The organism is Borrelia nietonii YOR (assembly GCF_023035795.1).
Taxonomy (GTDB): Bacteria; Spirochaetota; Spirochaetia; order Borreliales; family Borreliaceae; genus Borrelia; species Borrelia hermsii.
Map to the genome: position 1 here is coordinate 176,627 of NZ_CP073148.1, position 13,733 is coordinate 190,359.

Here is a 13,733-nt window from a genome sequence, read left to right on the forward strand (position 1 = left end):
CCCTTAAGGAAGTGCAACAGCTGAGAGAAGTATCTTAATAATATCATCGGTATTCATCTCTTCAACCTCTGCCTCATAAGATGGAGTAATTCTATGCCTTAACACATTATAAGCCACAGCCTTAACATCTTCAGGAAGAACAAACAATCGGCCCTCATAAAGAGCATTAACACGAGCACATTTGAGCAAACTAAGTGATGCCCTAGGAGATGCTCCAAACTCAATATATTTAGCAAATGGATAAGTTTTTTTGTCATTTTCACGAGAAGCTGCTATTAAAGTAACAATATAAAGCATTATCTTATCATCTACCTTAACTTTACCAACTATACGCTTGAGATCTGCTAAAGAATAAGCATTCATTACCTTTGCAACCTTAATATTCTCAAGCCCGCCATCAACTGAAAATATTTTAAGAAGCTTAATTTCATCTTGAATAGAAGGATATTTCACATTCACTTTCAACAAAAATCTATCAAGTTGAGCTTCTGGCAAATTATAAGTCCCCTCTTGTTCAATTGGATTTTGTGTCGCAAGAACAAAGAATGGATCGGGAAGCTTATGCGTCTCATCACCAAGAGTCACCTGACGCTCACTCATTGCCTCAAGAAGTGCTGATTGAACCTTTGCAGGCGCTCTATTAATTTCATCTGCTAAAATAATATTTGAAAATACAGGCCCCTTTCTAACCTTAAAAGTTCCTGTCGTACTCTTATATACCATGTTACCCGTAAGATCAGAAGGCAAAAGATCTGGGGTAAATTGCACTCTCTTAAATCCAAGATCAAGAACATCTGAAACCGTTTGAATCGTCAATGTTTTGGCAAGTCCTGGTACACCTTCAAGCAAGACATGTCCTTCAGTTAAAATTCCCATCAAAATAGCATCTATCATTTCTCTTTGACCAAGAATCCTACTTGCAACTTCTCTTCTAAATTTATTTATTAAACTTAATGCATTCTCTACTTCAGAATCTATTTGAAAACTACTTTTCATACCACTCCTATCGTACTAAATTTCTCATCAAAAATATAATATAAAAGATAAAACGAAAAAAATAAAATCACTATTTATAAAGCAAGAGAAAATTCCTCTCTTTAGCGTCACTGATTGCTGATTCTTTTATTTCTATTTTGCTAAACAAGCTTTCAATATGACTAATTTCAAACTTAATCTTATCAAATCTCCCCTTATAAGCCATAATCAAACCCCCATCTTTTAAAATTAATCTCAAAATACTTGCATATTCTCTTATATCCCTAAAAGCCCTGATTGTAATAAATTCATATTTATCTTTCTCATCAGCAACATCACGTTCTAAAACCTCTACATTCTCTAATCCAAGTTCTAAACCCATCATCCTTAAAAAAGTGACCTTTTTATTGCTACGTTCCAGAAGAACATATTTCCTCGAATTATCAAAAATAGCCAAGATAATCCCTGGAAATCCTGCTCCACTACCCACATCAAGTACTTGATGTGGATTATTATCTTTAATAATAGGCAATCCAACCACAGAATCTAGAGCATGTAAAAGAACTGCATCAAAGTTCAAATCATTCTTTGATACCAAATTAAACCTACTACCAAATAATAAAACCCTCTTTATATAAAATTTTAACTTATCAATACTTTCTGAAGTAAAGGGCACTCCCAAATTTTTTAAAGAAAGTTCAAAATAATTGATCATAAAGCCAAATCAAGCACTACCTTATTTTTAGGATTTGAAAAATATATAAGTAAAACTTGAATATCCGTATTTCTAACACCAGAAATCCTACTTGCCTGGGCAAGATTAGCTGGCTGAATTCTAACAAATTTTTCCTTAGCCTCTCTAGATAAACCTTCAATTTCATAATTAAAATCAAGGGGCAATTTAATAAGCTCAAGATTATTCATTTTCCTAATCAAATCTCTTTGTCTATTAATATAACCTTCATACTTAATATCTAACTCAACCTGTTCAAGAATCACTTTTGAAGCATTCAACTTAGGATCTATATTAAGAAGATCACTTAAATTAACATACGGATCCTTTATAATATGATAAAAATCTTTATTTATATGTTTCTTTAACTGTAAGGTACTAGCTTCCTTTTCCTTAAGGCGCCTCTGCCGTAAAAGTTCCTTAATTTCTTCTACTTGCTTCTCCTTGCAAAAATATCTAGAATATTTTTCCTCACTAACAAGTCCAACCTCATATCCCCACCTAATCAACCTCTTATCACTAGTATCGTGTCGCAAATTAAGTCTATGTTCAGCCCTTGAGGTAAACATTCTATAAGGCTCCTTAGTTCCCTTAGTAACAAGGTCGTCAATTAAAACCCCAATATAAGAACTAGTTCTTGGAAGGATCATTGGATCTTTTCCTTGCAGCTTAAGTGCTGCATTAATTCCAGCCATTAACCCTTGAGCTGCAGCTTCCTCATATCCTGATGATCCATTAGTTTGTCCTGCAACAAAAAGTCCCTTAACCCTTTTAGTTTCAAGACTTGCATATAACTCAATAGGATTGATATAATCATACTCAACAGCATATCCAGGTCTTGTAATAACTGCATTCTCAAGTCCATCAATACTATTAATCAATATTTTTTGAATATCCTCAGGTAAAGATGAACTTAACCCATTAAGATACATCTCCTCAGTACTTAATCCTTCAGGTTCAATAAATATTTGATGTTTATCTTTATCTTTGAATTTCACTATCTTATCTTCAATTGAAGGACAATATCTTGGGCCATTTCCAACAATTTCACCAGAATAAAGCGGAGAGAGATGCATATTATCACTAACTATCTTATGGGTTTTCTTATTAGTATAAGTGATATAACAAGAAAGTTGGGCTTTATCTATCTTAGTATTTGAAAAGGAAAAAGGAATAATATCAGAATCTCCAAATTGAATTTCTGTTTTTGCAAAATTTATACTCTTCCTGTGAACCCTTGCAGGAGTACCTGTCTTAAGTCTGCCCATATCAAATCCAAGCTTAAGCAAAATCTTTTCAAGACCACAAGCAGCAGGCTCAGAAATTCTCCCCATACAAGCTCTATATTCACCAATAAATATTTTACCTCTAAGAAAAGTTCCGGTTGTAAGAACTACAACACGAGATGTAAATTTATTACCTCTCTCTGTAATAACACCTTCAATTTTATTTCTCATAGAATTAAGCAAAAAATCACTAACGGTATCTTGAAAAAGATCAAGATTATCTTGTCTCTCCAATGTTTCTTTTGCCTTAACTTGATATACTAATTTATCAGCCTGAGCACGCGGTGCCTGAACAGCAGGTCCTCGACTTTTATTTAAAATCCTAAATTGAATCATACTAAAGTCAATAAGGCATCCCATTTCTCCACCAAGAGCATCAATTTCACGCACCATATTTCCCTTAGCAAGTCCACCAATAGCCGGATTACAAGAAAGTTTACCAATTGTATCTAAATTCTGAGTAATCAAAAGAGTCTTAAAATTTAATCTTGCAAGAGCTAGAGATGCCTCAATACCAGCATGTCCTCCTCCAATCACAATAGCATCAAAATCCATATCTATTTTCCTAAACAAAAATTCTTAAACATATCGTTAAGCACATCCTCACTAGTAACCTCACCTGTTATTTCGCCCAAAAGATTAATCACCTCATAAACATCAAATGCCAACATATCATAGCTTATATCTTGTTCTATTTTATCTAACAACTCAATAATTAAAGTATAAGCCTTCTTTAAAAGTTCTGCCTGACGACTTGATGATACGATAACATCATAAGCATTAATATCAATATAATCAAAACATGTCAATGACCTTATCTTATCATAAAGAGAATCTATGCCAAATAAAGTCTTGGTGCTAATCTTGACTAAATTTGATGAATTTATATTACCTGAATTAAAAAAATCAACTGTCTGGCTATCTTGTTCTAAATCCATCTTATTTAAAACAAAAAGCACTTTAGAATGTCCCATATAAGAATCAATAAATTTTAAATCGTCATTTGTTAATCTTGCACTTAAGTCAATAACATAAAGAACTAAAGATGCTTCCTTAATTAAAGAATTACTCCTAACTATACCCAACTGCTCAACAAAATCACTAGTCTCCCTAAGTCCTGCTGTATCAAAAACGTTAAATAAAATACCATCAAGTTCAAAACTTGCTTGAATGTAATCCCTTGTAGTACCAGCATAAGAAGAAACAATAGCCCTATCTTCTTTCAGTAACAAATTAAAAAGAGAAGATTTACCAACATTAACAGAACCTGCCAACACTAATGTAATTCCATGATCTAACTTCCTTGCAGTATCATAAGAATCAATCAACCTCTTAAGTTCATCTCCACTTTTTGAAATAGCATCAAAAGGAATAACAACCTCATATTCATCGGTTTCATAATCAAGATGAACACTAAGCGCTGAGAGAAAATTTAAAATATTTTTTTTGATCAAATCAATCTTAGCAAACAAAGAACCTGAAAGGTTATTAACAGCAAGAGCATGGGTTTTATTGGTTTTAGCAGAAATTAACTCATTTACTGCCTCTGCTTTAGTTAGATCAAGTTTTCCAGCCAAAAAAGAACGGAGAGTAAACTCACCAGGCTCAGCCATTCTAAATCCCACTTTCAAAAAGAAATCTATAATCCTCTTTATACCAATAAGAGAGCCATGAGCCATAACCTCTATTGAATCTTGGCCTGTAAAACTTTTGGGAGCTCTATAAAGGCAAACAACAACTTCATCTAATTTTTCACAAGTTTCTTTATCTATTATATACCCATAATGAATCGTATGACCAGGTGCCTCAAGCAATCGCTTAGGATCTGAGAATATCTTAGAAAATTTCTCAATTGAAGAAACTCCACTACTACGAATCACACACAAAGCACTACTAAAAAAAGGTGTAGCAAGTGCAACAATATCATCTTCTCTTTGAAAAAGCTTGCTCATAGACTGTAAAAATTATAACATAGCATAAATGGCAAAGACTAACAATAAAAGGAAAAATTCAAAAACACAACACATAACACAATACATAAGATAAATAACTAATTTGTAAATATTATAAATTTCACTTATAATTTGTTCTATAAAGATGAAAACCGAATTAGAAACTGAATTGAAAAATACTCTACAAGAAGAAGTTCTTTTAGTAGAAAAAATATATGATATGTACCTCAATATAAAAAAATATCTTGATGAAAAAAATGAAACGATGTTTAAAGAAACAATAAATAAAACAAACATTTATCTTCACAAATTTAAAGATATAGAGGAAAAGAGAGATGAAATTTGGAGAGAATTTACAGATCATGAAAAATTTAAATCAACTTATATGGCTATAGAAAAACTGTGTTCGGTCTATAAAAAAGAGATATATAATTATTTTCATCGATTAAGAATAGGGGTACTGAATATTCAAAACTTAAATTACTTAATATCAAGCTACGCGGAAACATCACTTGATATTTTAGATCTAATTTTTAAAGATGCTCAAGAAAGTGTAGAAAATATCACTTATAAAAACCCTTATGGGCCAAAAAGCGGGAACTTAAATGAAGCATCCGTTTTAATAAACAAAAAACTTTAATTACTCAAGGAGTTTAAAATGGATTCAACATTCTCAGGAATAGAAATTGGAAAGAAAAGTTTATTTGCACACAAAGATGCTATGAATACAATTGGTCATAATCTAACTAACGCCTCAAAACCTGGGTATTCAAGACAGAGAGTTATAATGAAAACTGAAATGCCAATTTATGCTCCTCAATTAAATAGAGCAAACAAAACCGGTCAACTGGGCCAAGGAATGATGGTGCAATCCATAGAGCGAATAAGAGATGATTTGCTTGACATAAGAATAGCTGAAGAATCACACCGCCTTGGCTATTGGAATTTGAAAGATAAATTTATTTCTCTGCTTGAGAATATATATAATGAACCGGAAGAACAATCAATCAGAAAAAGATTAAATGATTTTTGGGATAGCTGGCAGGATTTATCAAGACAGCCTCAAGGATTGGCTGAAAGAAATATTATTCTAGAACGCGGACAATCTTTTGCAGAAGCAGTAAAAAGCAGATTCCACTCTCTTAATCGAATATACACAATGGCAAATGACGAGGTAAAAATTACAACTGAAGAGATAAATAACTATCTTAGGAATATCAGTGATCTCAATAGGCAAATTGCAAAAGCAATAGCCATGAAAGATCAGCCAAATGATTTAATGGATGAACGAGATTTAATAGTTGATAAACTAAGCAATTTAATTAGTATCTCCATAGAAAATAAGCGCGATCCCAATGAATTTTTAATTCACACAGAAGGTAAACATCTCATTCAAGGAACAATCGCAAATGAATTCATATTGGAAGCAGCCAATGGGCCTACAAGAACCAAATGGAATGTTTTATGGAATAATGGAGAACCTGCTAATATTAATACGGGAAAACTAGGAGCTATTATTAATGTAAGGGACAACGAAATTAAAAACGAGATTAATGAAATAGATAACATGGCAATTAATATCACAGAGCTTGTAAATGAAGTTCATATATCAGGACACGGTCTTGATCAAAAAAGTGGAAGAATTTTCTTCGATCAAGAATACAAGCTAACCGATGAGCGTGGACGATATGACAGCAATGGGAATGGTCAGTTTGATTCTGTTCATATATTCAAAATAAACAGTACAAATGAAATTTTCCCAGAAGCAAAACTAGGATTTTCAGGAACACTAAGATTTCAAGCAATCAATAAAAATGATTTCATAGAAATACCCTACCTTACAACAGATACCGTTCAAGATGTCATAAATAAAATAAATAACTCCAACTCACAAGTCACTGCAAGAATTAATGCAAAAGGAAAACTTGAAATTAAGGCAATTAAAGAAGAAGAGAGAGATAGTGCTATCTTTAGAATTAGATACATTGAGGATTCTGGATTATTTTTAACAACTTACACAGGTATTTTAAATGCATCGGGGGCTGGGGGTGCTTATAACTACCAAGACGTTAATACTACTAACCAGCTAACAAATACAGTTAGCTACTCAATATCTCCTCTAAAAAATCCAGCCGCATGGACTAAAGTATCTAAAGAAATTTCAGAAGATCCATCAAAAATTGCATCAGGAATTAGAACTCCAACAAACAATACGCCTATTGGAGATAATGGGGCGGCATTACGTATTGCGGCTTTTGTAAACTCACAAATCATGATTGGAAAGAACGTAACACTAAACGACTACTTCGCAAACACAACTTCCAATATTGCAATAAAAGGACAAATAGCAGAAGTTACAAAAAATAGTCAAGAACAAATACTTAAAAGTTTAACTGATTTAAGACTATCAATATCTGGTGTAAATAAAGATGAAGAACTAGCAAACATGATAGAATTTCAACAATCATTTATTGCCGCAAGTAAATTCATCACCGTTTCTGCAGAATTAATAGATACAATCATAAATAAAATGGGAGTATAATATATGATAAACAGAGTAAGTCATCCTTTAACATATGATAATTTAAAAGCATCTTCAACAGATAAAGAAGTAAAAATAACAAGACTTTTGGAAAGTCTATACCAAGGTGGCAAAAGAATTACAAGCTTGCGAGATGACCCAACAGGCGTCACTCATGCAATAAGATTAGACAGTGATATATTTAAGCTTAACACCTATGCCAAGAATATCAACAGTGCAAAAGGAAAATTAAGATATATGGAAGGGTATTTGCAATCCCTGACAAATATTTTAACTCGTGCAAAAGAAATAACTGTCCAAGGAGCAAACGGTACATACGGAGCTGGTGATAAAAAAATGATAGCAAAAGAAATAAATGCAATACTTGAAGATGTCCTTGCAATAGCAAATGTAAAAGGGGCAAACGGATACAGCATATTTGCAGGAACTAAAATCAATGCTGAAGCATTCAAAGTAACTAGAGAAAACAGAATAAACAGACTAACTCAAAATAGAGCAGAAACTCAAATAATAAGAGTAGACTACAATGGAAATCAAGCGAAACAAACAACCGAAATATATAATGGAATTTATATCCCAACCAGCTATCCTGGAAGCGAAATATTTTTTTCACAACATCACTACATAACATCATCAAAAAATGTTAATGAATTTATTGTCAAAGAAAACACAAAAATCTATATTGATAATATTGAAATAGCATTAACAGCAGGGGATACAGCTGCTGACATTATTGCTAAGATCAATGAATCAAATGCTCCTGTTGAAGCTACTCTTGATCGTGTTTTAAATTCAATAGCCATAAAAACAACGACACCCCATCAAATATGGATAACAGAAGAGGGTTCAACAGTACTACAAGATCTAGGTATTCTGACTCAAAATAATGATACTAAAGAACCCCCTTACAATATTGCAAACAATACTGAAGTTAGAAGTAGAACAATTTTTGATAGTTTAATTGATCTAAGAGATAATCTAGAGGAAAATAGAGAGGAACTTATTGGAAGTAGAAGTTTGGCAGAAATTGATGAAAGTTTAAATAAAATTTCTGCAACATTAGCTGATCTTGGAACTAAAGAGAACAGACTTGATCTAAGTTATGAGAGGATCAGTAAAGAAATAATGGATATGAAAGATGATATGGTTAAATATACGGATCTTGATGTAACAAAAGCAATAACAGATCTTAACATGACAAGTTTAGCTTATCAGGTATCTCTAGGGGTTTCTGCAAGAATAATGCAAACAACATTGTTAGATTTTCTAAAATAAAATGAAAAATGAATTTAGTATAAAATTTAATTTTCCTGAAGGAATACTGGGATTTGAAGAGATTAAAGAATTTATCATTAAAGATTCTGAATACAGACCTTTCTCTATCATGCAATCAATAAACGGAGAAATAAATTTTTTAGTAACATCACCCTTTAATTTTTTAGAAAAATATTTGCCAAATATAGAGGAAAAAGATTGGTTAGATATTCAAGCAGAAAATGAAGATGAAAAAGTCATACTATGTATAATAAATATGCATGTAAAAACCTATAAAGAAATAACGGCTAATTTAAAAGCTCCAATCATATTAAACAAAAAGAAATTAATTGGCAAACAAGCCATATCTACCAATGAAGAGCATTATCTTAGATATAGAGTCTTTAAGGAATAAATATGCTAGTATTATCAAGAAAAGCAAACGAAAGCATCAAAATAGACTCTAACATTGAAATTTCAATATTAGAAATAAAAAAAGACAGTGTTAAAATAGCTATAAAAGCTCCTGAAAATATTAAAATACTTAGATCTGAAATTTATGATATCATCAAAGAAGAAAATAAAAAATCAATCTTACAAGACAAAAATAACATACATAAAATTAAAAATTTATTTGATTATTTTAATAAATAAGAATTAATCTCAGCATCACTAAGTCTTACATAAAAGGGTCCTGATAAAATATCATCACCCTGCCTGCTTTTTAAATACTTAAACTTACCAAGCTCTGTTAAAACAGTACCAAAAGAACCCATATCACTGATAATCTTGAATTTATTTTTAAGTTTTTCATAAATAAATTCAATACCATTACCCACAATAACAAATTTTAAGTCAAGACTATTTAAATACTTAAATAATTCTAATTCAGAAAAACAAAAAATTTTGCTACATAATTTACCATTCCTATAACATCCAAGAAAATACTTACCCGCTGTAAAGCTTAAAGTCAATGTATTTGATCTTGGGTTAACTAATTTTGCAAAAACATCAAAAGTAGGTACATTAACAAAAGGAATTGAAAGACCTAAAGAGAGTCCCTTAATAAAACTTAAACTAATTCTCAAACCTGTAAAAGAACCAGGACCAGAAGAATTAATAAGTAAATCAATATTATTAAGATCAATACCTCTTTCTAATACAAGATCATTAAATAATTTTGGAACACTAATAGCATAATTAATCTCATCTTTACTCTTAACTATAGAAAAAACCTCACCATTAATTTCAAAATGAATCAACAAAGTTTTATATGAATATTCAATTGCAAGAGTATTCATCGCTAAATTCTACAATCCTACTAGTATCTTTTATTTTAAATTTTAAAAACATCAATCTATTCTTTGGCAAAACATCAATAATAATCTCTGGCCACTCAATAGCTATTATGGATGACATATCTAAGAGAAGCTCCATTCCACCAATAAGTTCAAATTCATCTAAAATATTTAAACGATACAAATCAATATGATAAAATTTAAAATCCACAAACTCATAGACATTAATAATGTTATAAGTTGGACTTGTAAAATAAGAAATGCCAAGATTTAAAGCCAAACCTTTTAAAAAGGTTGTTTTTCCAGCACCCATATCACCACAAAGACCAAATATCTTGCCAATAGGTAAAGGATTAAAAAAAGATTTAGAAAAATCTATCATTTCATCTTCTGTTTTAAAAGATAATGTCAAGGAAGCTCACCTTTGATATCGAGATCAATGACATGTCTCTTGATTGCAATCATTAAACTAAGAACAGGATAATTTAAAGGATCTAAAAAATCAATAGTGATATGTTTTTCACCCAAAGGAGTTACTTCTATTGTAAATTTCACTTGCTTAGTCTCGATAGAACCCTTATATTCATAAAAAGCGTCAGCAAAATATACGCTCCTATAATATATATGACTATCTTGCTTTCTAATATTATTAAGAGAAATAAATTTCACAACAGTATCCCTTTAAATAAATCCCAAGAAGCCAACATAGGAATATTTTCATTTAGCGCTATTTTCAAAGATGGGACTTTCATTCTTAACTTTTAGTTCGCCTATGCAACTATCCGTTAAAAAAATATTTAAATCCCCAAATTTAGTGAGATGTCGCAAAAAATAACTCTAATCCCTATAATTAAACTTCTCAGGAAGTTTTTAATTTTTTATTTCATAAACAATTTTTTTAAAAGTTTCAATATCTTCAATTGCTAAATTAGATAAAATTTTTCTATTAAGTCTAATATTAGACTTTTTCAAACCTTCAAAAAATCTTGAATAAGTGATGCCCATACCCGTTAAAGCAGCAGAAATCCTTACAATCCACAAACTTCTAAAATCTCTCTTACGAGCCTTTCTATCTCTTGTAGCATACATCATGCCTTTACGAAGAGTATCTTTAGCTTTTTTATAGTTACTTTTCTTAGTACCCCAAAACCCCCTGGTTTTCTTTAAGATCCTCTTTCGTCTTGCAACGTGAACTATCCCATTCTTAACTCTAGCCATATAATCTCCTTAGAATCAATATTTTAAGCATAAGGCAATAAGGTCTTGATTCTCTTAGTTTCAGAACTTGAAACTAAACCTGATTTACCCAACTTCCTTCTTCTTTTTGAAGACTTTTTTGTTAAAATATGTCTCAAATTTTGCTTCTTATATTTAACTTTACCTTTTGAAGTAAAAGTATACCTTTTTCTTGCACTTTTACATGTTTTCATTTTTGACATTCACATCTCCTTATTACTTACTTCTTAGATTTAGGCGCAATAATTAAAAACATTGTCTTACCTTCCATCTTAGCTGGCGACTCTAAAATATAATTAGCATCACCTATCCTTTCAAGAATACTCTCTAAAATTCCATAGCCTAAATGAGTATGAGCAAGTTCACGTCCCCTAAATCTTATAGTAACTTTTACCTTATTGCCTTCTTCAAGGAACCCTAAAATATTTCTATACTTAAAATCAAGATCATGAGTATCTATTTTGGGCTGCATCCTAACTTCTTTAAGTTTAATTATTTTTTGATTTTTTCGTTGTTCTTTTTGACGCTTTCCCTGATGAAATTTATATTTTCCATAATCAATTATCTTGCAAACAGGGGGCAATACATTTGGAGAAACTTCAACCAAATCAAGCTCAGCATCTCTAGCACATCTCATAGCATCTTCAATTGGCAAAACAGATTGAGTCCCATCATCAAAAATAACCCTTACCTCACGGGCCTTAATCTTATGATTAATTCGCAACTCTTTATCACCTGATCTTGACCTATCCCTATCCTTACCGGCACTTCTATTTATCATTTAAAAATACTCACTCCTCAAACAGCATTAATCAATAACTAATTTTAATATACCTTCTCTAAAAAGTAAATTCAAAGACATATCTCTTAAACACAATAAGAAAAAGAATTCCTCAAAACTCTAAAAAGTAAAAATTTCATTGATTAATGAATAATTTAAAAGTAAAATTTATTTATTATGAATATATTTTTACTAGCAAGCCTACCTTTAGTTTTTAAAATATACATGCTAATAAAACATCCTCAATTAAAGCCAATCAGACAAAATTATATCAATTCAACATCAATATTACTTGCAATGACCATTTTTTCCTTACTATATCTAACAGAAGAATTCATATTATATAAGAACCTGCTCATAAGCTATCAAACAAAATTCAATTTAGCATATTCAATATTCATTAAAGAACAAATCTATTACTATGTCTTCCCATTATTTATATTCACATTTTTTTTTACATTCAATCCAAACTCATTGCTTAAAAAAAATCCAATATTTTTAATATACTTTGCATTTGGATTACTACTTTCAAAAAATTTAGCACTCATCATAACAAATAGTAAAGTTTTTGGCACATATGAATATATCAAAATACCGCTTTTACATATATTAGAATTAATATTTACAGCAATGATATGCGAAAAAGGAATACGCCTTCATATAACACAAAACATAAATGGGTATCAATTGATTTTTGTTCCTATCTTAATCTTAGAAGCAATCATCACACTTTTAAAAGTATTAATTTTAATTAACGCACAAATCTATGCTCTAATAACATCAATAATATTACTAGGAATCATAATCTTGAATAAGAAAGCCATTGGAAATATAAAATAATGCCACATACAATAAAGACTTTTATTATTGTAATGATTTTTACCTTATGTTTTAGTTGTAAAAACAGTAAAATCACAGATAAAGATTTTAGTTATATCATAATTTTTTCCGATGTAACAGAATATTTTTTCAAAATTAAAAATACTCCATTCATACAAGAGGAAACACTCTTTATCAATGAAAAAGATATTGAAATTATTAAAGACAAACTAAATAATGTAAAAAAAATACTCCTAACACATAAATCAAGTAATGACATATTTAATGATATAATTAATGTTAATACAATTAAAAAAAAAACCTTCTATCTCTCTGGAGTAAAGTTTTCATTAAAAAAAGCAATTGATTTTATATTCAATGACCCATCAATAGACTTAACAACCTCATTAATAATGAAAGACAACACACTAAATCAAGAAGATTCGGAACACTTGAAGAAAAGTGCAAAAGAGCAAAATATAAACATTACTATAATAGATGACAAAAACATTCAGTACTTAAAAAATTTGATTACTCCCAAAATAACAAGTGTACTTCTATTTTCAATGAAGAATAATCGCGTTTTTTTAAAAAAATTAGCAGAATCAGCCTTTTTTAAAAAAATAGAATTTATATTGATTGGAAATAATAAAAGAGATTTCAAAGAAATTAATGCAAAATACATAATCAGCATTAATGAACTTGATTTAATCGAAATAACAAAAAACATTAATAAAAATTTTCAATACGAATTCAACATTTATAACAAAACATCATAAATCTGATCATAAACCAACATATATTTATGTAAATTAACAAGTAACAATTAACAAACAAAAACATTAATTACTAATAAA

17 protein-coding genes are annotated in these 13,733 nt (G+C 30.3%); 7 read left to right on the top strand and 10 right to left on the bottom strand.

Annotated elements, in window-relative coordinates:
• Window positions 1-3: 3 nt before the first annotated feature.
• The 4 genes from bhYOR_RS00845 to mnmE all read right to left on the bottom strand — a co-directional run bounded on the left by bhYOR_RS00845 (window position 4) and on the right by mnmE (window position 4,946).
• Window positions 4-996, bottom strand: coding sequence for an AAA family ATPase (locus tag bhYOR_RS00845; RefSeq protein ID WP_012421950.1), 993 nt, complete (start codon window positions 994-996; stop codon window positions 4-6).
• A gap of 70 nt (window positions 997-1,066) precedes the next feature.
• Window positions 1,067-1,690: a 16S rRNA (guanine(527)-N(7))-methyltransferase RsmG gene (gene rsmG, locus bhYOR_RS00850; protein WP_025399521.1), complete on the bottom strand. Its 624-nt coding sequence runs from the start codon at window positions 1,688-1,690 to the stop codon at window positions 1,067-1,069.
• The gene (gene mnmG / locus bhYOR_RS00855; RefSeq protein ID WP_025433980.1) at window positions 1,687-3,549 is read right to left on the bottom strand and encodes a tRNA uridine-5-carboxymethylaminomethyl(34) synthesis enzyme MnmG; all 1,863 of its coding nucleotides are present in this window, start codon (window positions 3,547-3,549) and stop codon (window positions 1,687-1,689) included. The genes rsmG and mnmG overlap by 4 nt, the downstream gene beginning before the upstream one ends.
• 2 nt (window positions 3,550-3,551) lie before the next feature.
• The gene (gene mnmE / locus bhYOR_RS00860; RefSeq protein ID WP_025399523.1) at window positions 3,552-4,946 is read right to left on the bottom strand and encodes a tRNA uridine-5-carboxymethylaminomethyl(34) synthesis GTPase MnmE; all 1,395 of its coding nucleotides are present in this window, start codon (window positions 4,944-4,946) and stop codon (window positions 3,552-3,554) included.
• A gap of 145 nt (window positions 4,947-5,091) precedes the next feature.
• On the opposite strand from mnmE, the gene bhYOR_RS00865 reads away from it, so the two are divergent.
• From bhYOR_RS00865 to csrA, 5 genes are read left to right on the top strand one after another with little or no spacing between them, the layout of a single operon-like run.
• On the top strand, window positions 5,092-5,586 hold the full coding sequence (locus tag bhYOR_RS00865) for a hypothetical protein (protein ID WP_025399524.1): 495 nt from the start codon (window positions 5,092-5,094) through the stop codon (window positions 5,584-5,586).
• An 18-nt stretch (window positions 5,587-5,604) separates the two neighbouring features.
• Window positions 5,605-7,488, top strand: coding sequence for a flagellar hook-associated protein FlgK (flgK, locus tag bhYOR_RS00870; protein ID WP_025399525.1), 1,884 nt, complete (start codon window positions 5,605-5,607; stop codon window positions 7,486-7,488).
• 3 nt (window positions 7,489-7,491) lie between these two features.
• Window positions 7,492-8,763, top strand: coding sequence for a flagellar hook-associated protein 3 (locus bhYOR_RS00875; protein ID WP_025433981.1), 1,272 nt, complete (start codon window positions 7,492-7,494; stop codon window positions 8,761-8,763).
• 1 nt (window position 8,764) lies between these two features.
• Entirely contained in the window at window positions 8,765-9,157 is a 393-nt protein-coding gene (gene fliW / locus bhYOR_RS00880; protein ID WP_025399527.1) for a flagellar assembly protein FliW, read from the top strand.
• Between the two features lie 2 nt (window positions 9,158-9,159).
• Window positions 9,160-9,396 (top strand): carbon storage regulator CsrA, encoded by a 237-nt coding sequence (gene csrA, locus bhYOR_RS00885; protein ID WP_012421958.1) that lies wholly within the window; start codon window positions 9,160-9,162, stop codon window positions 9,394-9,396.
• Here csrA and tsaB read toward each other — a convergent pair.
• From tsaB to infC, 6 genes are all read right to left on the bottom strand, one after another.
• Window positions 9,381-10,043, bottom strand: coding sequence for a tRNA (adenosine(37)-N6)-threonylcarbamoyltransferase complex dimerization subunit type 1 TsaB (gene tsaB, locus bhYOR_RS00890; RefSeq protein ID WP_025433982.1), 663 nt, complete (start codon window positions 10,041-10,043; stop codon window positions 9,381-9,383). The genes csrA and tsaB overlap by 16 nt on opposite strands.
• Window positions 10,024-10,452, bottom strand: a complete 429-nt coding sequence (gene tsaE, locus bhYOR_RS00895) for a tRNA (adenosine(37)-N6)-threonylcarbamoyltransferase complex ATPase subunit type 1 TsaE (RefSeq protein WP_025399529.1) — start codon at window positions 10,450-10,452, stop codon at window positions 10,024-10,026. The genes tsaB and tsaE overlap by 20 nt, the downstream gene beginning before the upstream one ends.
• Window positions 10,449-10,709: a hypothetical protein gene (locus bhYOR_RS00900; RefSeq protein WP_025399530.1), complete on the bottom strand. Its 261-nt coding sequence runs from the start codon at window positions 10,707-10,709 to the stop codon at window positions 10,449-10,451. Before bhYOR_RS00900 ends, tsaE begins: the two co-directional genes overlap by 4 nt.
• A 201-nt stretch (window positions 10,710-10,910) precedes the next feature.
• Window positions 10,911-11,258, bottom strand: coding sequence for a 50S ribosomal protein L20 (rplT, locus tag bhYOR_RS00905; protein WP_025399531.1), 348 nt, complete (start codon window positions 11,256-11,258; stop codon window positions 10,911-10,913).
• Window positions 11,259-11,281: 23 nt separating this feature from the next.
• Window positions 11,282-11,479, bottom strand: a complete 198-nt coding sequence (rpmI, locus tag bhYOR_RS00910) for a 50S ribosomal protein L35 (protein ID WP_025399532.1) — start codon at window positions 11,477-11,479, stop codon at window positions 11,282-11,284.
• Between the two features lie 17 nt (window positions 11,480-11,496).
• Window positions 11,497-12,057 (bottom strand): translation initiation factor IF-3, encoded by a 561-nt coding sequence (gene infC, locus bhYOR_RS00915; protein WP_025399533.1) that lies wholly within the window; start codon window positions 12,055-12,057, stop codon window positions 11,497-11,499.
• Window positions 12,058-12,234: 177 nt separating this feature from the next.
• On the opposite strand from infC, the gene bhYOR_RS00920 reads away from it, so the two are divergent.
• Together bhYOR_RS00920 and bhYOR_RS00925 are read left to right on the top strand one after the other, a co-directional pair.
• A complete protein-coding gene (locus bhYOR_RS00920) occupies window positions 12,235-12,897 on the top strand; it encodes a hypothetical protein (protein ID WP_086936060.1) in 663 nt (220 codons plus the stop codon).
• Window positions 12,897-13,655: a hypothetical protein gene (locus tag bhYOR_RS00925; RefSeq protein WP_025399534.1), complete on the top strand. Its 759-nt coding sequence runs from the start codon at window positions 12,897-12,899 to the stop codon at window positions 13,653-13,655. Before bhYOR_RS00920 ends, bhYOR_RS00925 begins: the two co-directional genes overlap by 1 nt.
• Window positions 13,656-13,733 lie beyond the last annotated feature (78 nt).